The sequence below is a fragment of the Planotetraspora phitsanulokensis genome, from assembly GCF_016863295.1.
Lineage (GTDB): Bacteria > Actinomycetota > Actinomycetes > Streptosporangiales > Streptosporangiaceae > Planotetraspora > Planotetraspora phitsanulokensis.
The window spans coordinates 174,520-200,221 of the sequence record NZ_BOOP01000003.1 but is presented as its reverse complement, the minus strand read 5'-3'; the positions used below and the strand labels follow the sequence as shown (position 1 = coordinate 200,221).

Below are 25,702 nucleotides of genomic sequence, written 5' to 3'. Positions count from 1 at the left end.
ATGCTGCCAATGCGGAACTTGGTTCCGCTAAAGGAATATACGGAACGCGGTTCCGCTTTTCAAGGGATGTGACAGGGGTAACAGTGGCCGGCACGGGCAGCGGATCGGGTGCCCCGCGAAAGCAGCGGGCTGATTCCCGACGTAACGAGGAGGCGCTACTCAAGGCGGCCGCCGCGGCGTTCGTCACCTCCGGAGTCGATGCGCCTGTACGCGACATCGCCGCCATGGCCGGAGTGGGCGTCGGCACGATCTACCGCCACTTCCCGACGCGGGCCGATCTCATCGTCGCGGTGTACCGGCACCAGGTCGAGGCGTGCGCCGAGGCGGGCCCGGCGCTGCTGGCGGAGAGCGCCACACCGCACGCCGCCCTGGCGAGCTGGATCGACCTCTTCGTCGACTTCCTGGTCACCAAGCACGGACTGGCTGAGGCGATGCGGTCCGACGATGCCGCCTTCCAGACGCTGCACGCCTACTTCCTCGACCGCCTCGTCCCGGTCTGCGCCCAACTGCTCGACGCCGCAGCCACGGCAGGCGAGATCATCCCCGGCGTGGACGCCCTCGTCCTGATGCACGGCATCGGCAATCTCTGCATCGGCGCCGACAGCCCTGGCTACGACGCGCGCCTCATGGTCGGACTCGTCATCGCAGGCTTGCGGCTCCGCTAGCGCACAAGGAAGTACGCGGCGTGCGCCTAGTTGGCGAGGCCGGTTTCGTAGGCGTAGATGACGGCGTGGATGCGGTCGCGGAGCTGGAGCTTGGCGAGGATGCGGCTGACGTGGGTCTTGACGGTGCCTTCGCTGATGATGAGCTGGTCGGCTATTTCATGGTTGGACATGCCCTGGGCGATGAGTGAAAGAACGTCGCGTTCGCGGGACGTCAGGAGGGCCAGGCCTGAGCCGTTCGCCGGGCGCGTTGCCGTGCCGACGAAGTGCTTGACCAGGCGGCTGGTGACCGAGGGCGCGGCGACGTTCTGGCCCGCGGCGACGTTACGGATCGCGGTGACCAGGTCGGCCGCGAGGGTGTCTTTCAGCAGGAACCCCGCGGCTCCCGCGTGCAGGCCCGCGTAGACGTATTCGTCCAGGTCAAAGGTGGTCAGGATGATCACATGTGGGCCGGTCTCCGCGGAGCACAGGCGGCGGGTCGCCTCGATGCCGTCGATCCCGGGCATCCGGACGTCCATGAGGACGACGTCAGGCGTCTCCTGGGCGGCGACCGAAAGCACCGCGAGGCCGTCGGCGGCCTCACCGGCTACGCGGATGTCGTCGGTCTCGTCCAGAATCATGCGGAAGCCGGTGCGGACCAGGGCCTGGTCGTCGGCGATCACGACCCGGATCATGCCGGCACCACCACCGGCAGGACCGTGGTGACCTCGAAGCCGCCGTGGTCGGCCGGTCCCGCCCTGAAGGTCCCGCCCAGTGCGTTCACTCGTTCCGCGATGCCGCGCAGCCCGTTGCCGAAGACCGGTGTCTCCCCGCCCGCGCCGGTGTCCGCGACCCGGATGTGCAAGGTGTCGGCGTTGAAGGACAGGTCCACGCTGCAGCGGCTGCCCGGTGGGGCGTGCTTCAAGGCGTTCGTGAGTGCCTCCTGGACGATCCGGTAGGCGGACAACTCGATGCCCGCGGGCAGTGTGGCGGGCTCGCCGGTGACCGCGAACTCGACCGGGGTTCCGCTGGACCGGACGCTTTCGATCAGGTCGGGGAGCGTGGCCAGGCTGGGCTGGGGAGCGAGCGACGGGTCGGTGCGTACCAGGCCGAGCAGCCGGCGCATCTCGGCCAGCGAGGCTCTTCCCGTCGAGATCACATTGGCCAGCGCGACCTCGCTGCGTTCCGGATGCCGGTGCAGAGCCGCCTGCGCCCCTTGGGCCTGGACGACCATCACGGAAAGGCCGTGCGCGACGACGTCATGGAGTTCGCGTGTGATTCGTCCGCGTTCGGTCGCGACGGCCAGGGCCGTCCGCTGCTCCTGCTCGCGTTCCAGGTCGGCCGCCCGCGCCTGCAGGACGGCCAGGTGGAAACGGCGGGTCCGGGCGTTGTCACCCGCGGCCCAGGCGATGCCCAGCAGCAGCGCCGGAACTACCGCATACGACAGAACCTGCCACAGCACGTCCGGCAGCGGGTCCGCCAGAGCAGGTTTGTCGGCAGGGATCTTCGCCGGGTTGGTCTTCGCCAGGAGGGTGAGTATTGGGGTGTCAATGAGAGGGCCGACCAGGCCGATGCCGACCAGCCCGGCTTCGAGGGTGACGAGCACCGCCAGCGACAGCCGGCGAGTACCGGCGGCACTCGCCAGCGCGTACAGAACGACCAGAACGACCAGGTCGAGGGGCAGCAGATCGCTGCCGAGCAGCGCCTTGGGACTCGGCGAGACCAGCATCATCGCCGGCCAGCCAAGAAGGTGCGAGGCCACGCACGCCGTGGCGAGCAGCATCGCCGCCAGCGGCCACCGGTGCCGGGCGAAGACGGCCGCGACCGCGAGCAGGGCCGCCAGCCACCAGCAGACAATCTGCAGTCTCCAGTCGTCCACCGACCCGTAGACGTTGATCATCTTGCGCTGCGCCGGCGTGTCGAAGAATGGGTCGGCGCCCAGCAGCGCACTGGTCACGGCCAGCACGATGACCATGGCGCAGTCGCCCAGGAACGTGCGCATGGCGGCAGGGTATCCGCGCCGGGATGAAAAGCGGATCTGTCGTGAGATATACATCCGGGTCCGCCGGACGGCAGACGCGGCGGCCTGGGCGGCACGTCCAACCTGGGGAGCATGAAACGCATCCTTGCCTGTACGGCCCTGACCCTGGTGTGCATCACCGGGTGCTCGGCCGCCGGCGGCGACGACACGCCGTCCCCCTCGCCCAGCCAGAACAACGTCCAGCGCTTGATGACGATCGGAAAGAGAATGGCCCAGTGCGCCCGGGCCCACGGCCACCCGAACTTCCCCGACCCGGTCGTGAACCCCGAGGGCGACGACATCGACTTCAACCTTCCCGGTGGAAACGGCGATGTGAAGACCGTGTTCCGCTCGCTGGAGGGCTTCCCCGAGTGCAAGTCACTCCTCAACCAGCTGTCGGACGCATCCCCACCCAGGCAGCGCAGGCCGCCCCGAGTGGGGGACCCGGGTCCGAAGGACGTGCCCGCCCTGCGGAACTTCGCGAAATGCATACGCCAGCACGGAATTCCGGAGTGGCCCGATCCCAAGGCCGACGGGACCTTCCCGCTGTCCGGGACGCCGCTGCAGGCCGAGGGCAAATCGAACCGCATCAGGACCGCCGCAATCGCGTGCGAGCAGTTCTGGTCCGGCAGGATCGGTGTCTCATGAGGACCGCGCGCGTGCTCGTTGTCGTCGTCGCGGTCGCGGCGGCCGGGACCGGCGCCTGGGCGATCACCCGCCAGGGTCCTGCCGCTCCCAAGGTGAGCGGATCGCCGGTGGCCGTCACGTCCGTGACGGTCGGCCGGGGTGACATCGTCGCCCGGATACCGCTCGGAGGGACCCTCGGCTTCGACGGGTCGTTCACGATCGTCAGCCAGCTCCCGCCGGGAGTGATCACTTCGGTTCCCGCACCGGGCGCGGTGATCAAGCGCGGCGGCCGCCTGTTCGCCGTCGGGGCGGCGTCCACGGTGCTGCTGTATGGCCGGACACCCGCCTACCGGGCTTTCGCTCTGGGCATGACCGACGGCGCCGACGTCAAGCAACTCGAACGCAACCTGGCCGCGCTGGGCATGGAGCCGGGGACCGTGGACCGGCATTTCTCCGCCTCCACCGCGGCGGCCGTGCGGCGCTGGCAGAAGGCGCGCGGCCTGCCCTACGCGTCCCGGACAGGACGACTGGAGCCCGGCGACGTGATCTTCCTGCCGGGGGCTGTGCGGGTCACGCAGATCCACAGCCCCGCGGGTGCTCTGGCCGGGCCGGGCGCTCAGGTGCTCGTGGTGAGCTCCACGACGAAGGTCGTCCGGGTCTCCCTGACGACCGATCGGCGGTCGCAGGTGCATGTGGGAGACCGGGTCAGCGTCTCGCTTTACGGATCTTCACACACCTATGACGGGCGGATCCGTTCCATCGGGAAAGTGGCGACCACGCCGCCTCAGCAGCAGCAGGGGCCGCAGGGTAGTGAGGGCCCGGCCACCATCCCGCTGACGATCAGCCTGGTCAAGCCGGGTAGAGAACTCGCCCAACTCGACCAGGCTCCGGTCAACGTCGACGTGATCAGCGAGCGGCGGCGGAACGTGCTGACCGTCCCCGTCACCGCCCTGCTGGCCGGCTCCAACGGCGGCTACCAGGTCGCGGTGCTGGACGGTACCGCCCGCAGACTCGTCCAGGTCGTGCCCGGGCTCTACGACGACCAGTCGGGAACCGTCGAGGTGACCGGCATCGAGGAGGGTGCCAAGGTGGAGGTGCCCGTCTCATGAACCGCCCCATGAACGATCTCATGAACGATCTCATGAACAGCCCCATGAACGATGTGGTGCTGTCCTTCGAGGGCGCGGTGAAGACCTATCCGGGGACGCCTCCCGTCGAGTCGCTGCGCGGGGTGGACCTGACCGTACGGGCCGGGGAGATGGTCGCGGTCCTTGGCCCGTCCGGATCGGGAAAGACCACGCTGCTCAACCTTGCCGCCGGGCTCGACCGTCCTACCGCGGGGTCGGTCCACCTGGCCGGGGAGCGCATCGAGACACTGTCGGACCGGCGGCTGTCGGGGCTGCGCGCCCACACGATCGGCGTCGTCTTCCAGCAGTTCTTCCTGCTGGACCATCTCACGGCCCTCGACAACGTCGCCGGCGGCCTGCTCTACCGCGGCCTGCCGCCGCGCCGTCGCCGTAACGCCGCCATGGACGCGCTCGAGCGCGTCGGCCTGTCCCACCGGGTCGGCCATCTGACCCGCCTGCTTTCCGGCGGCGAACGCCAGCGGGTCGCCATCGCCCGCGCCCTGGTCGGTCGTCCCGCCCTGGTGCTGGCCGACGAGCCCACCGGCAACCTCGACTCGGCCAACGGCGACCAGATCCTCACCCTGCTCCGCGATCTCAACGCCGACGGCGTCACCTTGCTCGTGATCACCCACGATCCGCATGTCGCGGCCGCCTGTACCCGCCGCATCCAGATCCACGACGGCCGGATCGGCGGTGAGTCATGACCACGCCCGTCTCCCGGCTGCGCGCCGGTGATCTGGTGCCGCTGGCCACGGTCGGGCTGCGCAGCCGCAGGACGCGGACCGCGCTGTCGACGCTCGGCATCGCCATCGGCATCGCCGCGACCGTGGCGGTGCTGGGCATCACCCGCTCCAGCCAGTCCGAACTGCTCGACCGGATCGACCGTCTTGGCACCAACCTGCTGACCGTGGCCGAACTCGGCGGCAACGAGGAGCCGCTGCCGCCGAACGCGCGCACGAGCATCGCCCGCACCGACGGCGTCGAACGCGTCACCGCCACCGCCCAACTCCACGACACCGGCGTCTACCGCAACGATCGCATCCCCGCCGGGCAGTCGGGCGGGATGGAGGTCCGGGTCACCGAGACGACGCTGCTGTCCACCCTGGACGGCCACCTCGCAGCTGGGAGGTTCCTCACCCCGGCCACCAGCGGCTACCCGGTCGTGGTGCTCGGCCACGGGGCCGCCGAGACGTTGGGCATCGCCCACCTCGACCCGGCCACCCGCGTCTGGCTCGGCGACCGATGGTTCACCGTCGCGGGCATCCTGCAACCCGTCGAACTCGCCCCCGAGATCGACCGGTCCGCGCTCATCGGCACCGGCATCGCCGCCTCACTCGGCTACACCGGCCACCCCACCCTCCTCTACCTGCGCGCGGCCACCGAACACGTCACGAAAACCGCAGGCCTGCTGGCCCGTGCCGTCAACCCCCAGTTCCCCCAGGAAGTCGCGGTCACCCGCCCGTCCGACGCGCTCGAATCCCGCTTACTCGTCGCCGACTCCACCACATCCCTCCTCCTCGGCCTCGGCACCGTCGCCCTGCTCGTCGGCGGCATCGGCATCGCGAACGTCATGGTCATCTCCGTACTCGAACGCCGCACCGAGATCGGCCTACGCCGCGCCCTCGGTGCCACCCGCCCGCACATCGCCACCCAGTTCCTGCTCGAATCGCTGCTCCTAGCCGTGCTCGGCGGCCTCACCGGGACGGTCCTCGGCTCGGTCGCGACCTACATCACCGCGATCAACCACCACTGGCAGCCGCTCATCCCGCCCACAGGCATCGCCGCCGGCCTCGGAGCCGCTGTGCTGATCGGCGCGCTCGCGGGCCTCTACCCGGCCACGCGAGCCGCCCGCCTCGCCCCGACCGACGCACTGCGCTCCGCCTGAGCCATCGGCTCCCTGACCAGACCTGACAAGGTCCGGCCAGGGAGCTGCTTCGCAGGTGGGGTGCGCTGGTCGACCAGACACCGCCGGCATCGGGGCGTACGCGAGAATCTCCTCGGACGTCCTCTTCTGCCGCTGGCCGAGCGCTCGCCCTGCACCTGGAATCGGTTCGCGTGCGGCCCGTGTTCGCCCGCGCCGCGAGTGACAATGTGAGATCGCTCAAGGTGCTGCAGAAGGCAGGATTCGCGGTCATAGGCACGGAGATCTCGTACGCCGACGGGCGAAATAAGGAGATCGAGGAAACAATCCTGCGCCTCGACGGGCCCGCGAAGACCGCGCCATCCGATGCGTCGAGCGGAGAGAGGCAGGCTCACTGATCTCGGCAAGAGAGCGCTGTCGACGGCAAATGAGTGTGTTCCTCTGAAACCATCTCTCGTGTGGATCGCGCCGACTACGAGGACGTCGCTGGGGTTCTGCGCAGCCTCCTCATCCGACTGGATGATCGTCTCCCGGGCAAGGGCCTCAACTTGATCGCTGAGTTCATCGACGCGAACGAACTGGGCCTTGCCCTCGAACAGATGGCCGACGTGCTCTCCGAGGAGGAGCTGCCATTGACGGCAGGCGAGCGCGCCGACATGCTCGCACTCGTCGACCGGATGCAGATGGGCGACCGGGTTCCTCGAGCCCTGTCGTTCTGTCCCGACCGGTGACGCGTTCAAGGGATCTCGCAAGTCCGTAACTGGACGCTCGATCTTCTCGGCCTGGGGGTAGTGATGTCGGTCGTGCTTGGGCCCTACCCACTGTGTCCAGCCTGCCGGAAGACGAACGGCGGACTGATCGCCGTCAGGCACCGCCAGGTTCATCTCCGAGCGCACGGCAAAGAGGCGTGTGTGGATCGAGGCATTGCCGGACTGCTGGCCAGCCTGTGGGCTGTGTGCGACACGCGGAGCTGTTGCGAGAACGAAGGCGGACGCGCATACGTGGTGCCGACCGCCGTTAGCCGCGACGCGGCAACACAATTGCTGTCCAACCTCGGGCTCCACCCCACGGTCGTGGACGGCATCGTCTATTTCCGGATGTCGGACTCATTCCGCCTGGACGATGTGGCGCAGGTACGACGAAGGCTCCAACGACCAACCGGCATACAAGTGACCTGGCGGGTGAACGACAGCGGCGTGTTCGAGCGGGACGGATCAGTCGACGATTCGGATGCGCTGGATACCGGGATCTGACGAGCGTGCTCTTCTGGCGGCGATCCGGTGCGACACGCGCCGTCACGACGTGCAGTGTTGACCGACGTCCGGACATGCCGCCCGGCGCGCGCTGTCCGCCGGAGCTCTGGAACAGTCCGTACTGGCCGTCGCCAGTGCCCGTTCGAGCGGTGCCAGGGCGCACGACATCGCTCAATGAGCGCGCCCTTGGTCTGTCCTCTTGGTGTCTTCCGGTCCATGCCTCAATCCGTTGCCGGTGACCGCGCTGGTTCCATCTGTCGGACTACGCTGCGCCTCGTGGACCTGTCCCAGCTCGAGCCCGGCACGGTGTTCCGGTTTTCGCACGACGAGCGTCCCCTCCGGGTGCTCGTCCACGACACCAACATCGTCATGTATGACTGCTGGTGGCCGCATCGCGACGGCTGGGGCCTCGCGGACCTGGAGCAGATCAAGCGCAAACGGATCACGTATTACGTGACCACCGCCTCAACGGTCGCCGATCAGGCGGCCCTTGTCCGATCGGATCCGTTGTCGGAGGACGAACGCGCGGTCCACCGGCCCGATCTGCCCTTCGTCGCCGTACAGGCTACGGACCTGACGTGGTCTTCTGGCGATCCGGCGAGGCTTGTCGCGGCCAACTCCCGGCTGCAGGTGCCGCAGCTGTACCTGTTGCCTTTCGGGCCGGCTGGAGGCACCAAGCCGGGGATCCGAGTCAGCGCCGACAACGGCTCGTTCTTCACCACCGATGAACTTCTGCGCAAAGCCCGAGCCGTCCAGGCCGAACACCTCAACAAGGCGACAGCGGTGGATGGGATAGGGATCTATCGTTCCGGACTGCAGCGTGGCCTGCCAGCCTTCTACCTGTGGGGAGCCGAGAGCCGACTGAGCGGCACCCGCCACTGACGAGGCACCCGCTCATGCCGCGATCCGCGCCCTCTCATACCGCCGAGCAGGCGTCGTTCCCTACGTGGGAGGACATCCGACTCTGCCGATCACAGCGCACGTGATCAAGAGGGCTGTGGCGTCGCCGTCCTACGGGCACCGGCCCTGGGATGCCGGCCACGTCCGGTCAGAAGCCGGTTGTCGCTGAATGGGAAGCCGCGTGCGGTGGGCTTGGCTGGGGCGGCCGGTGGCCAGATGGGGTGTCTCCGAGCGTTGACGCGACGCTACGATGAACGCCGGTGCAACCGCCGATCCTGGCGTCCTCGTCCGCGTCTTCCCCCGGAGGCCCCGTGCCCGCGAGCGATATCAGCCAGCCGCCGGGAGATCCCCGACTGGACACCACCACCGTCTCGGTTGCGCGTCGGTGGAACTACTGGCTCGGCGGGAAGGACCACTTTCCAGTCGATCGGGAGTCGGGTGACCGGATCGCCCAGGCGTACCCTGCGATCCGCAGCACCGCCCGTGAGGGCCGCGCCTTCCACAGCCGGGCCATCCGGCACCTCGTCGGAGAGGCCGGCATCCGGCAGGTCCTCGACATCGGCACCGGTCTGCCCGCACCCGACAACACGCACGAGGTTGCCCAGGCCATCGCCCCCGAGTCCCGCGTGGTCTACGTGGACAACGACCCGATGGTCCTCGCCCACGCGCGAGCGCTCATGGTCGGATCGGCCGAAGGCGCCACCAGCTACATCGACGCTGACCTGCGGACCCCGGCCGCCATCCTCGCCGCCCCAGAACTGGCTGCGACGCTGGACCTGCGCAAGCCGGTAGCGATCCTCCTCGTCGCGGTGCTGCATTTCATCCACGACGACGACCAGGCGCGGCACGTGGTAGCGGACCTGCTCGACGCGGTTGCGCCAGGCAGCTACCTCGTGGCGACGAACGTGACCAAAGACTTCCTCGAACCGCAGGCCGCCGCGGTGTTCGACGCGATGCTCGCCGCCGGGCACGTCGACACCCGGCCCCGCGACCGGGACACCTTCGCCCGGTTCTTCAGCGGTCTGGATCTGGTCGAACCGGGGGTCGTGCCGATCAGCGAGTGGCGGCCGGACCACGACCAGCATCCCCTCCCAGCCGAGGTGTCCATGTACGGCGCAGTCGCCCGGGTGTAGCAATCAAGCCGTCCGCCTGGTGCCGCTACGGCTGTGCGGGTGCCCTCTTCCGGACCGCCTGCACGCCGCTGCCGGCCAGCACGTACAGGATTGACAGCCCGCTCAGGCCCATGATGCCGAGGCCGGCGTTCTTCACCAGGTTGGACAGGCGCTCGTTCTCGGCCTTCTCCTGGTAGTAGTCGTTGGTCCGCGTCGCGCCATTGGTGACGTGCTCGCACGTGTCACTGGTCGTCATGACGCGATCGCCGCAGCGCAGTTCGTCGCCCTGCCCAATTCCGCCGAACGCGTAGACGCCCCAGCCGAGCAGCACACAGATCAAGGGCAGGACGAGACGGCCGATCAGTGTTTTCACGGCGATCACCCTACTTCGACCGCGCGTTCGGCTGCCCTGCCGTCGAACGGGGCGTCTGCGTCTCCAGCGGCGTCATCGCAGGGGTTTCCGGAGAATGTAGTTGAAGCCGAACTCCGTCTCGCTCGTGCGCACGTCGACGTAACCCAGCCGCTGGTAGAACCCATGCCCGGTCACGCTGGCGCCGGTTTCCATGTAGTCGTACCCCTCGGCTGCAGCCAGCGCCTCGATGTGGCGCATCAACCGCCGTCCGACACCCTGACCGATCGCCCGGGGATGGACGAACATCGTGAAGACCTTGTTGCCATCGCGGGAGACGGTGCCCGCGATCCCCGCCCGCTCGGCGACGAACATCTGCCGCTCGTCGGCGAGCTGCACGATCCGCTCGGCGGAGAAGTGTGCGCACATGCGCTCGATGATCTCTTCCGGGTAATCGCGACTGTTGAGTTCGCGCAGGCACCGCTCGATGACGTCGGCCACGGCCGGACCGTCGCCGGATCGGAACAACCGGATCTCCAGCACCTCCGCATTCTGCCTCAGGTGCATCGTCCCGGCCTGGGCGGTGGCCGGCGGTGTCGCCGCCACCGTCGCGATCGGCGGCCTGGCCGGCCTGTACCCGGCGATCCGCGCCTACCGCCTCTCGCCCACGGAGGCGCTCGCCACGCCATAGCCCGGGGTTCAGGGCCGCCCGCCACGCCAGGCGGCCCTGAACCCCTGTACCGGCCGTGTCAGGTCCAGGTGGACGCGCGGCTCACCTTCAGCCCGGCCCGTTCGCCGATCCTCAGGCCGCACCTTCAGAAGGAGAGGCGCAGCCGATCGGGAAGCGGTCGCTGACAACCCTGGAATGCTGCGCTTGTCGAAAATTTCATCCGGCCAGGTGAGGGCTCTGGGGTCGGTTTGCCGAGTCCACGGCGTGATTGCTCTGGCTGAGGGAGGGGAATGGGCGCCGTGCCGACCGTGGTGCGGCCCAGGGCGCACATAGGAGGAGAGAAATATGATCAATTCGGCTCCAGATCGTTCCGCATTCCATCTCGCGGTGCCGGTCGACGACCTGCAGGCAGCGAGGGAGTTCTACGGCGGTGTGCTCGGGCTGGAGGAGGGGCGGTCCGCGCAGAATTGGATCGACTGGAACCTCTACGGTCACCAGTTCGTCACCCACGTAACCAAGGGTGCCGGTGGCGAGGTGGGACACAGTTCGGTGGATGGGCACGAGGTTCCCGTCCCGCATTTCGGGGTGGTGCTGACCATCGAACAGTTCCATACCCTGGCGGACCGTCTCAAGGCGGCCGACACCGAGTTCGTGATCGAGCCGTACCTGCGGTTCGAAGGGCAGCCGGGGGAGCAGTGGACCATGTTCCTTCGCGACCCTGCCGGCAATGCGCTGGAGTTCAAAGCGTTCCGTGACATCTCGCACCTATTCGCCAAGTAGCGTCCCGACACGCACGAAGGACGGAGGGGCTGTGCGACTACGGTCTGCGCGCCGCGTTCGGGTTGGCGACGACGCTCGCTCATGCGGGCCGAGGTGAGCGCGGTATCCGCGGTGGGCAGCCGTATGAGAGAGCTACCCCGCCGGTCACCTCGACCAAGCCTGGCCGGGCTGCGGTCGTGCCGCCAGTTAACAAGTAGCCGGCGAGCAGGCGCCGCCCGTCGGTACTGGGGCAGCCGGCACTCATACGATCATGCGGTGACGTCGTCAGAAGGTTCCCGGACTGCCTTGGCTGAAGTGTTGCGCGAGATCGCTGGTCGGTCGGGGTGCCACGTGGTCCCCGGTGGTGGGTCTGCCGTCGTGTCCGGCAATGTCGTGCTTCCCGAAGATCTGCGGCAACTGTACGAGCTGTGCGGTGGGGCGCTCCTGTTCGAAGACGCCCCTTTCCCACGGCGCGTGTGTGGGCCTGGTGATTTCGTGCCCGCCAGTCCGCGGTTGCTGACGCCGGAGGTCGCTCAGCAGGTGGCAGAGGAGGATCCCGCAGATTTGACGAACAACTGCTACGTGATCGTGGACGGGGGCGAGGGGCTGTCGACCGAGCCGCATGTGGTGATGGACCTGTCGCCCGAGCGAGCGGGACGCTGCTATGCCGCAGCGTGGGACACGTATGGCGTGGTCGGTGAGATGCCGGTCCTCGCGACGACGGTCGTCGAGTTGCTTCAAGTGCTCCTGGCTGACGGTGGCAACGAGGCGCTGCCAGCGGCAGTATCCGACGGCGACGCCTACGAGTTCTGACCCCCGCCCGCTCCTGGTGCCTGTCGGTAAGTCCAGCGCATCCTCATCTGCCGCGAGTCGCACGCCCGGCACGGCTCCGGGTTGATCATGTCAACCATCAACCGAAGCAGGACAGTTCGTCGGGCAACCCGGGACCGCGTCGCGGGGTCAGCCTGCGACCGCCACCAGGCGTGTGATCTCCTCTGCGACCAGGGCGCAGGCGTCCGCCGCGGGATCGATCAACGGGAAGTGGCCGGCCTCGGCGACCTGGGTGAGGCGAACCGTCTCGCCCGCGTCGGCTGCCGCGCGGACGAAGGATTCGGCGACCTCGGCCGGGACGACGATGTCGGCGTCACCCTGGACGACGGTGCTGGGGACGCCGGTGGGCAGCAGCGCCGCGGGATCCGCGGACGGGCGCCGCTCCTCGAACCGGTCGGGCCCGCCGAGGAACTGGAGCGCGGCTCCGGAGCACACGGACAGTTCGCCGGCCTTGAGGAAATCGGCGATCGGCGCGAGCGCGACGACCCCGCCTAAGGACGGTCCGGGACGCCGCCAGGGCGAGCCGTCCGGCAGCCTGTGGCGGGCCGCCGCCCACAGCGCGAGATGCCCGCCGGCCGAATGCCCGACCACGATCGGCCGGCGCGGGTCCGCCTGTGGGAGCGCGTCCGCCACGAGGCCGGGGAGCGCGTCCATGGCCGCGGCCACGTCGTCCAAGGTCTGCGGCCAGCGTCCCGCCGCCCCCGGTTCGGCGCCGCCCCGCCGGTACTCGACCGAGGCGACCGCGAAAGCCCGTCCCGCGAGGAAGGCCGCGAGGGGCGCGATGTGCCGCCTGTCGTAGGCGGCGCGCCAGGCGCCTCCGTGCAGGACGACGACGAGGGGAGCCTTCGCCCCGCCGAGGTCCACGCGGGGCGCGTAGAAATCGACGACCTGATCGGGGTGGTCGCCGTAGGAGGCGGTGGCGTCCGGTTCGACGAAGGGATGGGAGAAGGCCGACTCCTGCTCGGCGGCGTCTTGCGCCGCGGCGTCCTCGGACACCGCCGGCGTTCCCGCTACGGCCATGCGCGCGATTCCTCCTTCGCTTCGGGGGTGTGGACCACGACGTGTCGCGCCGAAAGTCAACGGGACGAGATCACCTCGGCCAGCACCCGCGCCGCCCGCTCGGCGTCCGCGAACGACACGTACAGAGGCGTGAAGCCGAAGCGCAGCACGTCGGGATGCCGGAAGTCGCCGACGACCCCGCGGGCGATCAGCGCGCCCATCACCTCGCCCGCGTCGGCGCAGCGCAGCGCGACCTGGCTGCCCCGGTCCGTGTGCGGGACGGGGGTGATCGACTCGACTCGTCCCGCGGGCAGGTACGCCTCGACGCACTCCAGGAAGAAGTCGGTCAGGGCGAGGCTCTTGTCCCGCACGGCCTCGATCGGCACCCCGTCCCACACTTCGAGGGCCGCCTCCAGAGCGAGCATCGAGAGGATGTCGGGGGTGCCCACCCGGGCGCGCAGCGCGCCGTCCGCGGCCTCGTACCGCGGCGACATGCCGAAGGGGTCCCGGTGGGAGTTCCACCCGGGGAGCGGCGAGTCGAAGCCGGCCTGCAGGTCCCGGCGCACGTACAGGAAGGCGGGGGAGCCGGGACCTCCGTTGAGGTACTTGTAGGTGCAGCCGACCGCGAGGTCGACGCCGTGCGCGTCGAGCCCCACCGGCAGCGCGCCCGCGCTGTGGCACAGGTCCCACACCACCAGGGCGCCCGCGGCGTGCGCGGCGGCCGTCAGACCGGGCAGATCATGCAGCCGCCCGCTGCGGTAGTCGACGTGGTTGACGAGTGCGGCGGCGGTGCGAGGGCCGAGGGCCGTCCGGAGTTGGCCCGGGTCGACGGGTACCAGGCGGCGGCCCGTCATCCGCGCGGCGGACTCCGCGATGTAGCCGTCGGTGGGGAACGTCGTCGCGTCGACGACGATCTCGTCGCGTTCCGCGTCGGCCATCCGCACCGCGCCCACCAGGGCCTTGAAGATGTTCACGCTGGTGGAGTCGCCGACCACGACCTGGCCGGAGGCCGCGCCGACCAGCGGGGCGATGCGGTCGCCGATCCGTTCCGGCGCCGTCCACCACCCGGACTCTGTCCAGGACCTGATGCGCAGGCGTCCCCACTCCCTGGCCACCACGTCGGCCATCCGGGTGGGCACGGTGGCGGGCAGCGCGCCCAGCGAGTTGCCGTCCAGATAGACGGTGTCGTCCTCGTCGAGGACGAACTCGGCGCGCTTGCCGCGCAGAGCGTCCGCTTCGTCGAGTTTGCTGGCCTTCTCCGGGAGGTTCATGAGATGTACGTGATCAGACATGACTGCGTGCCGTCCACAACTCGGGGAACACGTTCTTCGCGGCTCTCTTCTCGAGCCAGGCCACGCCGGCCGAACCGCCGGTTCCGGTCTTGGCGCCCATCGCGCGCCGGGTCGCGACGAGATGGTCGTTGCGCCAGCGCCACACCAGCTCGCCGACGTCCGTCAGCGCCTCGCCGAGCCGTGCCAGGTCGGCGTCCCGGTCGCCGGAGTAGATCTCCGCCCATGCCGCCTCGACCTCGGCCGAAGGCTCGTACCGCTGGGACAGATCCCTTTTCAGCACGGCTCGCGGTAAGGCGTGACCGCGCCGCGCGAGGAGGTGCAGCACCTCGTCGTACAGGCTCGGCTCGAGCAGCGCCTTCTCCAGCTCCGCGTGGACACGCGGCGCCCCTCGGTGCGGCACCAGCATGGACGACGACTTCTCGCCGAGCAGGAACTCCAGTCGCCGGTACATCGCGGACTGGAAGCCGGAGCCTTCACCGAGCGCGCCCCGGTACGCGTTGAACTGGCCGGGGGTGAGCTGTGACAGCGGCCGCCAGGAGGCGTTCAGCGCCTCCAGTTCGCGCACACTGCGCTTGAGCGCGTCCATCGCGACGGGCATCCGGTCCTCGCGCAGCGCGCGGCAGGCGGTCTCCCACTCGTGGACGATCACGGTGAACCACAGCTCCATGACCTGGGTGGTGACCAGGAAGACCATCTCGCCGGGGTCGTCGGAGAGGGGGTGCTGCAGATGGGTGAGGACATCCGCCTGGACATAGTCCTCGTACGGAGTCGTGCCCGTGAAGTCGAGGTTCGGGGACTCCGAACCGACGCCGGCTTCTCGGGACGGGGGGCGATGCGGCATCGCGGTCTCCTCGAGACGTGTTACCGGGTAGCGGTCCGCTCCCTTCCTCTCGGCACTGGAGCCCCGGTCCCCTCGGGTCCGGCCATCGCGGGACGGCCGAGAACCCATCAGGCATGATGCGGGATTTTGTCCTGATATGGCAAGCGCGGTGAACGGGCCTCTGAGTGATTCCGTTCACTCCCTCTTCCTCAGGCGTTGCCGGATGATCCGCCGTGCGCTTCGCAGAGCCGTCGATACCGTGACGATCGTCGCGAGAGGCGATCTAGGTGAGATTCTCGGGATCTCAGCGACTCCGTGGCCTTGAGACGGCTTCCGAGATCGTGGAGATCCACATGTGCGACGACGCCCCGGCGTGCGCAACCCGTCGACGAAGGCGACCGGTCTGACCACGGTCGGCCTGCAGTGGCTGCTCGGAGGTTACGAGTACGGCGGCAAGCTGGACCAGGTCCTGCACGGCTGGGTCGAGTCCGGTACGTCGGCGGGGCCACCGCACCACGCTGTGCGGTGGCCCCCCGGTGGGACCGTCAGGCCGGAATGGACCACTTCTGGTTGGCGGCACCGGTGCAGGTCCAGATCTGCGCCTTGGTGAAGTCCGCTGAGGAGTTGCCCGTCAGGTCCAGGCACTTGTTCGAGTTCGGATTCACCAGGTCGCGGCCGCTGGTGTAGACCCACTGCTGCGCCGCCGTGCCGTTGCAGTCGTACAACTGAACCTTGGCGCCGTTCGTGGTGCCGGCCCCGGCGACGTCCATGCACTTGCCCGCGGTCCGGATCGTCGCGTCACCCGGAAGGGTCCACTGCTGGGTGGCCGAACCGACGCACGCGTACAGGTCGACAGCCGTGCCGTTGGCGGAGTTGCCGCCGGCCGCGCCGATGCACTTACCGGCGAGGCCGGTGATCTGTCCGGTCGCCCCGCCGGGTGTCGTCCCGCCGCCGTTGGAGCTCACGAACTTCCACGACACATTGATCACGCCGGGGGTCGTCGCGGGATCCGTCGACGCCAACTGCGCGAACGCCGCCTGGCTGAGGTCGATGTGCGTCGCGTCGCAGGACGGGCACTGATCCTTGACGGGCACGGTGATCGTCTTGCCGTTGTAGGTCACCTGCACGGAAATGCCGCTGCACAGGGGATCGTTGTTCGGGTTGGCGGTGGTCCACCACTGGCGGGAGACGGCGACCAGGTTTTCCCTTGCCGCGTCGATCTGGGAGCCGCACGCTCCGTATCCGGCGTCGTTGTAGTAGGTCGCCTTGCCGGTCATGTTCTGGCCGATCGGGATCCCGGCGGCCGCGACCGCCGGCGCCACGAGGCGGTCCGCGGTGGCGCCTGCCGGGCCGACACCCAGGGTGAGTGTGATGGCAAGAGTGGCGAGGACGGCGAGGACGGCGGTTGTGACTCGACGCACGAGTCGTCTCCTTCTGTCTCCAGGCCCGGGCGGGGTGTGCTCGGGTCCAGGGGGATGAGCCACAAGGACAGTCGCAAGACAGAACGAATGACGAAATGTCATGATCTACTGACAAGAAACGGGCGGTGTCGTCTACACGTGCCGCTTACATCCGGCGAAAGGCCGGAGGCCAGGTTCGACGCCGCGGGTGCGCCGGGCCGCCTCGGCAGGGGCCGGGAAACGCCGGTTGAAGATCTTGTTACCGGCCGGAGACGAGGCGGTCGCCCTGCTCAGGAGCCGGGAGGACGGGTCGCGCGGAAACCCGGCGCCCACATCGACAGGATGTGACCGATCGAGGGGTCGGCCCTCCCCTGGAGCACGTCGAGATAGGTCTGCACCGCGGCATCGGGACCCGGGCGGCGATCGATCCGGAACCACGGCGCGGATGCCGCGCGGAACCCCTGCCACGCGACCTCGATACGGTCCTCCAGGTCGCCGAGTCCCCATTCGCGGGCGCGTCGGCGGATCTGGTCGGCGGCGAAGAAGAACAACGGGGTCGGCCCGTGAAGGGCGTCGCCGGGCTCCCTTCCGAGGTCTCCATGCGTGGCCCCGACGATGACGCGGGCCCTGAGCCGGTCCGCGTATCTGTCGTGCACCTGCCGCTGTAAGCGAGCATTGCCGGCGAGATCGACCAAGGCCGTGTCCGTGTCGGGCAGACCGGCGAGGGCGTCATAGGCGACCACGGAGTCGTAGACACCGAGCCCCGTCACGAAGGCGAGGTTGGCGGGCGAGGTGAGGCCGACGACGGTTACCCCTGGTCGCTTCCGCAGCAGGAAGGCGGCGCCGATCGCCGTCTTGCTCGACGCGCTGGACAGCACGACCGCGTCGGCGCCGAAACACCGGTGCTCGCCGAGCAGATCGTCGATGAGGAACGAGGCGGAGAACAGCGGCCACAGGAGCATCCGTCGCTCCTCCATCGCCGTGCTGCGATCGGTGCCGTCCAGGTGCCGGTAGTGGTTGTACGCGGCCGGGAGCGCTGCGCGATGTGGGCTGCGGTCGACGAAGCCGCTGCCGTTGTCATGCTGGGCCGTCACGAGCAGATGGGTGGACATGGGCAGCAGGCCGAACACCCGCACGCCCTCGGCCAGGCCGGCGACCCTCGTCGTGACGACGTCGGCGAATCCCCAGGCGGGGATGCGCCCCCACCCGCTCTGCGCGGGAAAGAAGTCCCAGTACCGCAGGGTGTCACCGAGCATCGCGTAGGTGACGTTGTTGGAGGTGAGGCCGTAACGGTCGACTCTCAGCAGTGCCTGACCAGGTCCGACTTCCGGCTCCGCCTCCTCGACGACGCGGACTCGCGCGAGTTCGCCTCGCCTGACCTCCAGATCCCGCTTCATCTCTGCCTCCAGACGACGGCCGGCGCTTACGACCACGGTGTCGCCGGCTGTCGACCCCGGCCGGTGTCACGGATGGTGGAGACACGAAGATCGCCCGAACTGTCAATGACACCCGACATCTACATGGGCGGTACGTCCCGGATCGCACTGTTGAATCGCTCGAGCAGGACGGCCAGCTCGCCCGCCCCGCTCTCTTCCCACCCGGCGAGGACCCGGCGCAGGTAGGCGAGCCGTACCGCACGGGCCTCGGCCAGGACGGCCCGGCCTTCCTCGGTGAGTTCGATCTCGCGGCGGCGATGGTCCAGGCGGCCCATCCGTCGACGGACGAGGCCGCCGGTCTGCAACTGGCTCACCAGGCGGCTGGCCCGCGCCTTGTCGATCAAGGCTGCCGCGCCCAACTCGCCGATGGTCGGCCGCAGCGGATCCGTCGCCTCGATCACACGCAGCAGCCGGTAGTGGACGGCGGACCACTCCCAGCCGAGCTGTGCGTGAAACCGGGCCCGCAACGCGGGGCCGAAGAGGCCGAAGGTGGCATGCCGCAACTCTTCCAGCGCCAGATCCAGGCGCTTCAACTCGTCCGTCGGATCCGGCTCACGTCGCATCACCGTGCATCACCTGAAAACCGAGTGGGGGCACCTGAACGCCTTCAGTCTCGTCAACCAGCCGCGTCGCCGCATCGGCGGCTTGTCCCGATCTTCAACGAGTGCTCTCCCGGCATTGGCCGGCTGGTCGGTTTCGATCATTAGATCTGGTGGCCGATCGGTTTTGATCGCGGGCGTGCGGTTGTACGGCTCATCGTTCTTCTCCGCCGTCCGCGGTGCCATCCCGCAGAGGAGGAAACCTGATGCGACTCGTCCACCTGTTGACCGTCTCGGCCGCCGCCGTGGTGGCTCTGGCCGGTACGGCCGAGCCGGGCATGGCGCAGGCCAAGCACGGCGACACCACCCACTCGCGGCACATCCAGGTCCACCGTGATCGTCCGGACGTACGCGTGCCGGTCGTCGTGAAGAAGTCCGGTGAGGCGGTGATCGACCTGAACGCCGCCGCGCCGGGCACGGACTGGGCGGTCAAGGGCAGAGAGTCGGCCGTCGTGTCCATTTCGGTCGACAACCGGTACGCCACCGATCTCGTGGTCTCCGGAGGGGAGACGCTGCACCGGCAACTCGCACTCGGGCGGCTGACAGCAGGGGTGCACATGCTCCGCCTGCGTTTCGCGGATGAGCGCTCTGCGGTGGCGAGCAGGTCGGTCGTGCTGGACGCACTGCGAGTCACGACGTACGCCCCCGGGAGCCCGGAGTATCTGGTCCTGCGGTACGCGCCGGTCGTCTACGGCCGCAACCTCTCGGCTCTCGGGAGCCCGTACCAGAACGCGACCACCGACACCCCTCTCATCGCGTGGCATGAGTCGGCGCCGGCCGCCACTCCCGGCCACACGAGGCTGACCTACTCGGTGGTCTGGAGCAACGAGGACGGCGGAACGAACACGCCCGCGTTGATGGCCCGCTGGGGTCGCACGACCGACATCGAGTGGATCTACGACGTCGAGGTGGACGAGCACGGCAGCCGGGTTCCGGGCAGTGACACCTACCAGGCCGCCAACCACCAGACGCTCCATTTCTCCGGCCGGTACGAGGGCGACCACGCCCTCCTGGAGACCTGCACGTCGAACAACAACATGTGCGACACGGTCGACGACCCCATGCGGTTCTTCCTGTCGCCCCTGCAGACGCGTCCGGCGGACCAGGCTCGCGAGAACCTGATGGACACCAACTCCTGGACCTACGAGATCATGGCCAAGGAGATGCTCCGCGAAGGCAAGATCGAGGCGCCCTCGGACGCGACACCGGTCACGCCGGACGTGAGTGACCAGCGCAATTACCTGTACGCGGTGGTGAAGAAGTCCACCGAGTCGGCCAACACGGGTTCGTCCTGGGTGGGACTCTCACTCGGTGTGCGCCTGGTCAACGGTGACACCGTCTATACGTCGCACCACGTGGACCCGACCTGGTCCATCCAGCGTGACGACCCGGCGGCCACCACAGTCGAACTGCCGGCCGGCACGACGGCGGACGACATCGCCGAGGTGAGCGTCCACCGGGTCGTGGTCGGCACCGACTCCGGCGCCGCTCTGCATGTCACCGGGATCAAGCGCGGCTTCTTCCTCGGTCAGGACTACCGTCCTCAGCAGTCGTTCCTGACCTGGAACGGCGACGTCCGCCTGGACGGCGCCACCACCTCGGCCGTGATCTGGCGTCGCTGACGCCTCCACATGGTGGGCCTCGGCCGGTGACCGGCCGGGGTCTGCCACGTCGGCGGTCTTCCCCGAGGTCGGGCAGGCGGCTGACCGTCGACGCCGGAAGCAGCGGATCAGGAGACGAGAGGCAGGCGCAGTACGAAGCACGCGCCTCCGTCGGCGGAGTCCTCGACGTGCAGGGTGCCGCAGTGGGCCGAGGCGATGTCGCGGGCGATGGCCAGGCCCAGCCCGGTGCCTCCGCGGTCGCGGCTGCGGGCGGTGTCCAGGCGTGTGAACCGCTGGAAGATGCGGTCGCGGTCGGCCGGGCGGACACCGTGCCCGTCGTCGGCCACGGCCAGTTCCGCATGATCGCCGTCGCGGCGCAGGTCCACCCTCAGCCTGCGCGTCGCGTGACGCCGGGCGTTGTCGAGCAGATTGACGAGCAGCCGGGTGATCTGCCAGGAGGCGGCCTCCACCGTCACCGCGGGCTCGAGATCCAGACGAATGTCACAGCTCTCGGCCCACCGGGCCGCCACGGTCTCCACCAGGCTCGTGAGATTCACCTCCTCCAGCCTTCCGCCGAGGTCGGCCTCGAGCGCGGCCAGCAGGAGCAGGTCGTCGATGAGGCTCTCCAGCCGGTGGAGGTCGTCGGTCAGATGGCCGAGCAGATCGGGCAGGTCGACGTCGCCCGGGTGGAGCTGCGCCTCCTCCACCCGCAGCCGCAGCGCGGCGAGCGGCGTGCGCAGCTCGTGCGAGGCGTCCGCGGCGAACTGGCGCTGCCGATCCAGCAGCTGCTCGGCGCCGGAGGCGTCTGGCGGGCTCAAGCCCGGCACAATCCTCCGGGAGGAAGCGGACACGTCCTCCATGCGGTGGACGAACAGCACGACCGCCCCGTCCGGGCCGAGCACAGGAGAGTTGATCGTGCTCCAGCGGCGTTCCTCTGACGGCTGCGAGCCGCCGGGCATGTAGCACTTGTGCGGCGCCATCACGTCGGGTCTGCCGGTGGCCCGGGCCCGGCGCAACGACGCCTCGAGGTTCCGCAGCGCGCGACGCCTGACGGGATCGGTGTGGTCGGGGGCGCAGGAGTCGAGCACGTGCCGCCCCAGCAACTCTTCCCGCCGGCGTCCGCAGGCGTCGAGATAGGCCTGGTTGACGGCCACGACGGTCATGTCCGGCGTCATGGCCAGGCAGGGGCCCGGCACGGCCGCGAACAGGGCGGCGTAGTCGAGGTCCGGTCTCATCGGCTTCTCTTCCTCGGCAGGGCTCAAGAATCCATCGCCCTGTGCAGAGGTCGCTCCGTACCTCGAACGGCCGGAGCGGCCGCGCCCGCGAGCGGAAGCCGCAGGACGAAGCGTGCGCCGCCTGTTTCCGACTCCTCGGCGTGCAGGCTGCCGATGTGGGCATGGGCGATGTCGCGGGCGATCGCCAGGCCCAGGCCGGTGCCGGTGTGATCGAGGCGGCGTGCGGCCGTCAGCCGGGTGAAGCGCTGGAAGATCCGTTCCCGTTCGCTTTCCGCGACGCCCTCGCCGTCGTCGGTGACCGTCAGAACGGCGTGGTCGTCGTCCGTGCCCACCTGGACCTCGACCAGACGCCGGGCGTGCCGTTGGGCGTTGTCCAGCAGGTTGGTGAGCAGCCGGCTGATCCGGATCGGCACGGCCTGGACGGTCACCCCGGCGTTCAGCCGAAGTCGCACGTCAATGCGGTCGGTCCTGCGGGCGATCTCGTCCCGGACCATCTCGGCGAGGTCGACACGCTGTGGCCGCAGAGGAGGGCCGGCTTCCATCCCGGCGAGAACGAGCAGGTCGGTGATGATCGCGTCCAACCGGGCGACGTCGCTCAGCGCCCGGCCGATCAGGTCGCCGAGATCGGTCTCATCGGGATGCAGGCGTGCCTCCTCCAGTTCCGTCCGCAACCCCGCGACCGCCGTGCGCAGCTCATGCGAGGCGTCGGAGGCGAACCGCTGTTTCACCTCCAGCTCGCGTTTCAACTCGTACGTCCTGTCACCGGGGTTCTGAATCGCCGGGGTATCTCGGCCTTGGGAGGAGGGGTGGGAAGCCTTGAAGTCGTATGGGGGCGTAGGGAATGCCGTCACAGCACATGCTCCTTCCGATGCATGCGTTCCATGGGAGATGTCACCTGACGGTCGCGCGTGACGGATGCCGCACGCGAATGACGTCGATGTTCGTGCGCCCTCGCCTTGGAGCCGGGCTGCCCCGGCCTCCTCGACCATTTCGACCCGATCAGGCCAGTCCGCCGGTTGCCACGATCTTCGTGCGGGTCGGGGGACGTCCGCTGTCATGCGGATACCGGCTATGACAGGACAGCGTCGCGGCCTGTGACAGCTCCCCGGAAAAATGCTTCTCTTGCGTCTCGCGGCTCCGCGCTGTCACAGATCGGGGGGCTGCGCTGTCTCAGACGGGACGGAGTCACGAGACGACAGGAGACAGACCTTGCCACCAGCCAGCACGACGGGCCGGATCCGAGTCCGGATGAGCGCTCGTCCCATCGACGAGCCGCACCGCGTTTCGAGTCAGCTGGAGCTCCTGTTCGATCTCACGTTCGTGGTCGCGGTCGCCGCCGTCACCGCCGAACTCGCGCACGACATCGCCGAGGATCACGGCCTCACCGGGCTGGTCCCGTTCCTCCAGGTGTTCTTCGCGATCTGGTGGGCGTGGATGAACTTCACCTGGTTCGCCTCGTCCTACGACACCGACGACGTCGCCTACCGGCTGCTGACCATGGTGCAGATGGCCGGTGTGCTGGTGCTCGCGGCAGGGGTGCCGCTGGCGGCCAGTACCGGCGACTTCAAGGTCGTCACGCTGGGCTATCTCGTCATGAGGCTGGCGCTCGTCGCCCAGTGGGTGCGGGCGGGCCTCGAAGATCCGGTGCGCCGTCGCACCGCGCTGCGCTACGCCGCAGGCATCGGCATCCTGCAGATCTGGTGGATTCTCCGGTTCCTCGTCACGGACGCGGGCGTCCTGCCCCCGTGGTTGGAACCGCTGTCCTTCGTCTGTCTCGCGGCCGCGGAACTCGCGGTGCCGTGGTGGGCGGAGAAGGCCCTGGCCACCACCTGGCACCCGCACCACATCGCCGAGCGCTACGGCCTTTTCACGATCATCCTGCTCGGTGAGAGTGTCCTGGCCGCGAGCAGGGGAGTCGGCAGAGCGCTCGAAGCGGGTGACATCAGCAGTCCCTTCATCGTCGTCGCCGTCTCCGGCCTCGTCCTGTTGTTCTCTCTTTGGTGGCTGTACTTCCTCGTGGAGGCCGGAGAGGGGCTCAGCGACCGCCGCCACCGGTCCTACCTGTGGGGATACGGCCACTACGGCATCTTCGCGGCACTGGCGGCCCTCGGCGCCGGGCTGGAAGTGGCGGTGGAGCAGAGTGGGCACCAGGTGGGGGCGTCACCGATGGCGTCCGGCTATGCCGTCGCCATCCCCGTCGGCGTCTGCCTCGTTCTGCTGTGGGCGGTCCACGCGCTCGTCGTCGCGGAACCCGCCATGCGTCCCTCGGCGGTTCTGGGCAGCTCCATCCTCATTCTGCTGCTGCCCCTCGCGGCGCCCCGGGTCGGTGTGGCAGCCGTCGTGGCGGCGGTCACGGCCATCTGCGTCCTCCTGCTCGCCGCCACGATCGCGGCCGGCACGGATCGGGGCCGGCGCGGGGGCGCGTCATCCTGGCCCGTGATCTCCACGATCCGGAGAGCGGTCGAGGAGCCGGGTCCGCGCGAGGCCGAACCTCAGCCCTGATCCCTCGAGGGAAGCCATGGGCCTCTTCTGGCGAGCTCATGGCGCCCCCTTTGGCCGCATGGCCGAAAGCGATTCCGGGAAAACAACCCATAGCGGCACGATTTGTGACATTCCTCACGGGGCGGGTCGCTCCTCGCGGGACCGGCGCCCGGCCGACGAGGCTGCCTCAGGTCGCGCCGCTGACCGGGATGTCACTCCGGCGGCCAGAAGATCGCATGGTCTTCCGGCCCGGACGTCAGCGAAGCGGCAAAGAAGTTCACGACGGCTGTCACAAGCCCGGAGGCTGTCCTGTCTTACCTGACGACCGGTTGGCGACAGGCGCGCCGGCGACAGAAAGGTTTGTCATGAAGATCGTGGTAGTCGGCGGCACCGGTCTGATCGGGTCGAAGCTGGTGGCCAATCTGGGAGAGCAGGGTCACGAGCTGCTGGCGGCGGCGCCGAGCACCGGTGTGAACACTCTCACGGGGGAGGGGCTGGCCGAGGCGCTGGCGGGCGCGGCGGTGGTGATCGACGTGTCGAACTCCCCCGTCTTCGTGGGCGACGCGGTGCTGGAGTTCTTCGAGACCTCCACGCGCAACCTGCTCGCCGCCGAGGCGGCCGCCGGCGTCAGTCACCACGTCGCGCTGTCGGTGGTGGGAACGGAGCGGCTGCCCGGGAGCGACTACTTCCGTGCGAAGGTCGCGCAGGAGAATCTGATCGAGAAGTCGTCCATTCCGTTCTCGATCGTCCACGCCACCCAGTTCTTCGAGTTCGTCCGGAGCATCGCCGACTCGGCCACCGACGGAAACGAGGTGCGGATCGCGCCCGTGCGGTTCCAGCCCATGGCGGGTGACGAGGTCGCCCAGGCGGTCGGCAGGGTTTCGGTGGGGCGACCGCTGAACGGCCGGATCGAGATCGCCGGACCCGAGCAGTCCCGCATGGACGAGTTCTTCCGCGACGCCCTGGCCGCCTTGGGCGACCCGCGTGTGGTCGTCGCCGACCCGCACGCGCGCTACTTCGGAGCCGAGCTGGATGACCGCTCGCTGGTGCCGGGCGACGACGCCACCCTCGGCCAGATCCGATACCGCGACTGGGCGGCCCGGAACGCGGCCTGAAAGTAACGCGGCCCGGAGAGCGACGCGGCCGGATGGTGACGCGGCCCTCGCCCGGGCTCCTTCGCACTCACTCCACGAAAGGTGGTTCCCATGGCTGACATCGACCCCGCGACCGGCGGGCGCACGCCGAGATCGGACGCGTGGAAGACCGCGCTCACCGTGCTGCAGGAGGCCGAACCGCCGTTCATCCCGGAGGGCGTCCACGTCATGACCGTGGTCGTCGAGTACCCGCCCGGCGACCCCGGCACCCCGCCGCACCGGCACTCGGGACCGGCGTTCGGCTTCGTGGTGGAAGGCGAGATGCTGCTGGAGGTGGAGGGCGATCCGGAACGGGTCGTCCACGCCGGGGAGGCGTTCTGGGAGCCGGGCGGTGACGTCATCCACTACCAGGACGGCAACAACCGTGACGACGTCCCGCTCCGTTTCACCGTCACGATGATGTGCGAACCCGGCCAGCCGATGCTCACCCTGGTGGCCGACGAGGAGCTGGCCCAGCGCACGGACCGCCGCGCTCCTCGCCCGTCCTGAGCGCGGGCGGACGTGCCGCTCCCGGCACCACGCCCGGGTTCCCCGA

Annotated in this window: 29 protein-coding genes; 17 read left to right on the top strand and 12 right to left on the bottom strand. The window is 69.0% G+C overall.

Translation table 11 applies throughout. The annotated features are described in order from the left end of the window. The first annotated feature begins 68 nt into the window (after positions 1-68). Positions 69-665, top strand: a complete 597-nt coding sequence (locus Pph01_RS03770) for a TetR/AcrR family transcriptional regulator (RefSeq protein ID WP_239116417.1) — start codon at positions 69-71, stop codon at positions 663-665. A 26-nt stretch (positions 666-691) separates the two neighbouring features. Here the strand turns inward: Pph01_RS03770 and Pph01_RS03765 are convergent, their stop codons facing one another. Beyond that, positions 692-1,336: a response regulator gene (locus Pph01_RS03765; RefSeq protein WP_204071492.1), complete on the bottom strand. Its 645-nt coding sequence runs from the start codon at positions 1,334-1,336 to the stop codon at positions 692-694. Then, positions 1,333-2,643 (bottom strand): sensor histidine kinase, encoded by a 1,311-nt coding sequence (locus tag Pph01_RS03760; protein WP_204071491.1) that lies wholly within the window; start codon positions 2,641-2,643, stop codon positions 1,333-1,335. The genes Pph01_RS03765 and Pph01_RS03760 overlap by 4 nt, the downstream gene beginning before the upstream one ends. A gap of 111 nt (positions 2,644-2,754) precedes the next feature. Between Pph01_RS03760 and Pph01_RS03755 the strand changes: the two genes are divergently transcribed. The 9 genes from Pph01_RS03755 to Pph01_RS03715 all read left to right on the top strand — a co-directional run bounded on the left by Pph01_RS03755 (position 2,755) and on the right by Pph01_RS03715 (position 9,562). Next, positions 2,755-3,309: a hypothetical protein gene (locus Pph01_RS03755; RefSeq protein WP_204071490.1), complete on the top strand. Its 555-nt coding sequence runs from the start codon at positions 2,755-2,757 to the stop codon at positions 3,307-3,309. Further along, positions 3,306-4,397, top strand: a complete 1,092-nt coding sequence (locus tag Pph01_RS03750) for a peptidoglycan-binding protein (protein WP_204071489.1) — start codon at positions 3,306-3,308, stop codon at positions 4,395-4,397. The genes Pph01_RS03755 and Pph01_RS03750 overlap by 4 nt, the downstream gene beginning before the upstream one ends. Continuing rightward, positions 4,394-5,119: an ABC transporter ATP-binding protein gene (locus Pph01_RS03745; RefSeq protein ID WP_275412792.1), complete on the top strand. Its 726-nt coding sequence runs from the start codon at positions 4,394-4,396 to the stop codon at positions 5,117-5,119. Before Pph01_RS03750 ends, Pph01_RS03745 begins: the two co-directional genes overlap by 4 nt. After that, positions 5,116-6,300 carry an ABC transporter permease gene (locus tag Pph01_RS03740; protein ID WP_204071488.1) on the top strand — a complete coding sequence of 395 codons (1,185 nt, stop codon included), beginning with the start codon at positions 5,116-5,118 and terminating at the stop codon, positions 6,298-6,300. Before Pph01_RS03745 ends, Pph01_RS03740 begins: the two co-directional genes overlap by 4 nt. Before the next feature lie 179 nt (positions 6,301-6,479). Beyond that, the gene (locus Pph01_RS03735) at positions 6,480-6,674 is read left to right on the top strand and encodes a GNAT family N-acetyltransferase (protein WP_204071487.1); all 195 of its coding nucleotides are present in this window, start codon (positions 6,480-6,482) and stop codon (positions 6,672-6,674) included. Between the two features lie 60 nt (positions 6,675-6,734). Next, positions 6,735-7,007 (top strand): MafI family immunity protein, encoded by a 273-nt coding sequence (locus tag Pph01_RS03730; RefSeq protein WP_204071486.1) that lies wholly within the window; start codon positions 6,735-6,737, stop codon positions 7,005-7,007. 180 nt (positions 7,008-7,187) lie between these two features. After that, positions 7,188-7,529, top strand: a complete 342-nt coding sequence (locus Pph01_RS03725) for a hypothetical protein (protein ID WP_204071485.1) — start codon at positions 7,188-7,190, stop codon at positions 7,527-7,529. Between the two features lie 276 nt (positions 7,530-7,805). Continuing rightward, positions 7,806-8,411, top strand: a complete 606-nt coding sequence (locus tag Pph01_RS03720) for a hypothetical protein (RefSeq protein ID WP_204071484.1) — start codon at positions 7,806-7,808, stop codon at positions 8,409-8,411. Positions 8,412-8,740: 329 nt separating this feature from the next. After that, entirely contained in the window at positions 8,741-9,562 is an 822-nt protein-coding gene (locus Pph01_RS03715; protein ID WP_239116416.1) for an SAM-dependent methyltransferase, read from the top strand. A 25-nt stretch (positions 9,563-9,587) separates the two neighbouring features. On the opposite strand, the gene Pph01_RS03710 is transcribed toward Pph01_RS03715, so the two are convergent. Continuing rightward, positions 9,588-9,914 carry a hypothetical protein gene (locus Pph01_RS03710; RefSeq protein WP_204071483.1) on the bottom strand — a complete coding sequence of 109 codons (327 nt, stop codon included), beginning with the start codon at positions 9,912-9,914 and terminating at the stop codon, positions 9,588-9,590. Between the two features lie 72 nt (positions 9,915-9,986). Next, positions 9,987-10,391 carry a GNAT family N-acetyltransferase gene (locus Pph01_RS03705; protein ID WP_204071482.1) on the bottom strand — a complete coding sequence of 135 codons (405 nt, stop codon included), beginning with the start codon at positions 10,389-10,391 and terminating at the stop codon, positions 9,987-9,989. Here Pph01_RS03705 and Pph01_RS42620 point away from each other — a divergent pair. The 3 genes from Pph01_RS42620 to Pph01_RS03690 all read left to right on the top strand — a co-directional run bounded on the left by Pph01_RS42620 (position 10,378) and on the right by Pph01_RS03690 (position 12,132). Then, positions 10,378-10,581, top strand: coding sequence for a hypothetical protein (locus tag Pph01_RS42620; protein ID WP_239116415.1), 204 nt, complete (start codon positions 10,378-10,380; stop codon positions 10,579-10,581). The genes Pph01_RS03705 and Pph01_RS42620 overlap by 14 nt on opposite strands. Before the next feature lie 324 nt (positions 10,582-10,905). Next, a complete protein-coding gene (locus Pph01_RS03695; RefSeq protein ID WP_204071481.1) occupies positions 10,906-11,340 on the top strand; it encodes a VOC family protein in 435 nt (144 codons plus the stop codon). 357 nt (positions 11,341-11,697) lie between these two features. Then, positions 11,698-12,132 (top strand): SMI1/KNR4 family protein, encoded by a 435-nt coding sequence (locus tag Pph01_RS03690; RefSeq protein WP_204071480.1) that lies wholly within the window; start codon positions 11,698-11,700, stop codon positions 12,130-12,132. 147 nt (positions 12,133-12,279) lie between these two features. On the opposite strand, the gene Pph01_RS03685 is transcribed toward Pph01_RS03690, so the two are convergent. From Pph01_RS03685 to Pph01_RS03660, 6 genes are all read right to left on the bottom strand, one after another. Next, positions 12,280-13,170 (bottom strand): alpha/beta hydrolase family protein, encoded by an 891-nt coding sequence (locus Pph01_RS03685; RefSeq protein ID WP_204071479.1) that lies wholly within the window; start codon positions 13,168-13,170, stop codon positions 12,280-12,282. Positions 13,171-13,226: 56 nt separating this feature from the next. Continuing rightward, on the bottom strand, positions 13,227-14,420 hold the full coding sequence (gene kynU, locus Pph01_RS03680) for a kynureninase (RefSeq protein WP_204071478.1): 1,194 nt from the start codon (positions 14,418-14,420) through the stop codon (positions 13,227-13,229). Positions 14,421-14,433: 13 nt separating this feature from the next. Then, entirely contained in the window at positions 14,434-15,282 is an 849-nt protein-coding gene (locus Pph01_RS03675; RefSeq protein ID WP_204071477.1) for a tryptophan 2,3-dioxygenase family protein, read from the bottom strand. 524 nt (positions 15,283-15,806) lie between these two features. Then, positions 15,807-16,682, bottom strand: a complete 876-nt coding sequence (locus Pph01_RS03670; protein WP_204071476.1) for a cysteine/serine endopeptidase inhibitor — start codon at positions 16,680-16,682, stop codon at positions 15,807-15,809. A gap of 269 nt (positions 16,683-16,951) precedes the next feature. Next, positions 16,952-18,058 carry a DUF2855 family protein gene (locus Pph01_RS03665; RefSeq protein WP_204071475.1) on the bottom strand — a complete coding sequence of 369 codons (1,107 nt, stop codon included), beginning with the start codon at positions 18,056-18,058 and terminating at the stop codon, positions 16,952-16,954. Between the two features lie 119 nt (positions 18,059-18,177). Continuing rightward, the gene (locus tag Pph01_RS03660; RefSeq protein ID WP_204071474.1) at positions 18,178-18,660 is read right to left on the bottom strand and encodes a MarR family winged helix-turn-helix transcriptional regulator; all 483 of its coding nucleotides are present in this window, start codon (positions 18,658-18,660) and stop codon (positions 18,178-18,180) included. 242 nt (positions 18,661-18,902) lie between these two features. On the opposite strand from Pph01_RS03660, the gene Pph01_RS03655 reads away from it, so the two are divergent. Continuing rightward, a complete protein-coding gene (locus tag Pph01_RS03655; RefSeq protein WP_204071473.1) occupies positions 18,903-20,318 on the top strand; it encodes a hypothetical protein in 1,416 nt (471 codons plus the stop codon). Positions 20,319-20,425: 107 nt separating this feature from the next. On the opposite strand, the gene Pph01_RS03650 is transcribed toward Pph01_RS03655, so the two are convergent. Beyond that, positions 20,426-21,532: a PAS domain-containing sensor histidine kinase gene (locus tag Pph01_RS03650; RefSeq protein ID WP_204071472.1), complete on the bottom strand. Its 1,107-nt coding sequence runs from the start codon at positions 21,530-21,532 to the stop codon at positions 20,426-20,428. 23 nt (positions 21,533-21,555) lie between these two features. Beyond that, on the bottom strand, positions 21,556-22,278 hold the full coding sequence (locus Pph01_RS03645; protein WP_204071471.1) for a sensor histidine kinase: 723 nt from the start codon (positions 22,276-22,278) through the stop codon (positions 21,556-21,558). Between the two features lie 502 nt (positions 22,279-22,780). On the opposite strand from Pph01_RS03645, the gene Pph01_RS03640 reads away from it, so the two are divergent. The 3 genes from Pph01_RS03640 (at position 22,781) to Pph01_RS03630 (ending at position 25,656) form a co-directional block, all read left to right on the top strand. Continuing rightward, entirely contained in the window at positions 22,781-24,034 is a 1,254-nt protein-coding gene (locus tag Pph01_RS03640; protein ID WP_204071470.1) for a low temperature requirement protein A, read from the top strand. A 344-nt stretch (positions 24,035-24,378) separates the two neighbouring features. Next, entirely contained in the window at positions 24,379-25,128 is a 750-nt protein-coding gene (locus Pph01_RS03635; protein ID WP_204071469.1) for an SDR family oxidoreductase, read from the top strand. Positions 25,129-25,218: 90 nt separating this feature from the next. Continuing rightward, positions 25,219-25,656, top strand: a complete 438-nt coding sequence (locus Pph01_RS03630) for a cupin domain-containing protein (protein WP_204071468.1) — start codon at positions 25,219-25,221, stop codon at positions 25,654-25,656. Positions 25,657-25,702: the final 46 nt, after the last annotated feature.

Bases quoted from the DNA above. Each gene is read 5' to 3' on its own strand.
- kynU (WP_204071478.1), bottom strand. From the start codon at position 14,420: ATGAACCTCCCGGAGAAGGCCAGCAAACTCGACGAAGCGGACGCTCTG.
- Pph01_RS03695 (WP_204071481.1), top strand. From the start codon at position 10,906: ATGATCAATTCGGCTCCAGATCGTTCCGCATTCCATCTCGCGGTGCCG.
- Pph01_RS03685 (WP_204071479.1), bottom strand. From the start codon at position 13,170: ATGGCCGTAGCGGGAACGCCGGCGGTGTCCGAGGACGCCGCGGCGCAA.
- Pph01_RS03650 (WP_204071472.1), bottom strand. From the start codon at position 21,532: ATGAGACCGGACCTCGACTACGCCGCCCTGTTCGCGGCCGTGCCGGGC.
- Pph01_RS03675 (WP_204071477.1), bottom strand. From the start codon at position 15,282: ATGCCGCATCGCCCCCCGTCCCGAGAAGCCGGCGTCGGTTCGGAGTCC.
- Pph01_RS03665 (WP_204071475.1), bottom strand. From the start codon at position 18,058: ATGAAGCGGGATCTGGAGGTCAGGCGAGGCGAACTCGCGCGAGTCCGC.
- Pph01_RS03635 (WP_204071469.1), top strand. From the start codon at position 24,379: ATGAAGATCGTGGTAGTCGGCGGCACCGGTCTGATCGGGTCGAAGCTG.
- Pph01_RS03765 (WP_204071492.1), bottom strand. From the start codon at position 1,336: ATGATCCGGGTCGTGATCGCCGACGACCAGGCCCTGGTCCGCACCGGC.
- Pph01_RS03740 (WP_204071488.1), top strand. From the start codon at position 5,116: ATGACCACGCCCGTCTCCCGGCTGCGCGCCGGTGATCTGGTGCCGCTG.
- Pph01_RS03630 (WP_204071468.1), top strand. From the start codon at position 25,219: ATGGCTGACATCGACCCCGCGACCGGCGGGCGCACGCCGAGATCGGAC.
- Pph01_RS42620 (WP_239116415.1), top strand. From the start codon at position 10,378: ATGACGTCGGCCACGGCCGGACCGTCGCCGGATCGGAACAACCGGATC.
- Pph01_RS03760 (WP_204071491.1), bottom strand. From the start codon at position 2,643: ATGCGCACGTTCCTGGGCGACTGCGCCATGGTCATCGTGCTGGCCGTG.
- Pph01_RS03750 (WP_204071489.1), top strand. From the start codon at position 3,306: ATGAGGACCGCGCGCGTGCTCGTTGTCGTCGTCGCGGTCGCGGCGGCC.
- Pph01_RS03640 (WP_204071470.1), top strand. From the start codon at position 22,781: ATGAGCGCTCGTCCCATCGACGAGCCGCACCGCGTTTCGAGTCAGCTG.
- Pph01_RS03745 (WP_275412792.1), top strand. From the start codon at position 4,394: ATGAACCGCCCCATGAACGATCTCATGAACGATCTCATGAACAGCCCC.
- Pph01_RS03655 (WP_204071473.1), top strand. From the start codon at position 18,903: ATGCGACTCGTCCACCTGTTGACCGTCTCGGCCGCCGCCGTGGTGGCT.
- Pph01_RS03660 (WP_204071474.1), bottom strand. From the start codon at position 18,660: ATGCGACGTGAGCCGGATCCGACGGACGAGTTGAAGCGCCTGGATCTG.
- Pph01_RS03755 (WP_204071490.1), top strand. From the start codon at position 2,755: ATGAAACGCATCCTTGCCTGTACGGCCCTGACCCTGGTGTGCATCACC.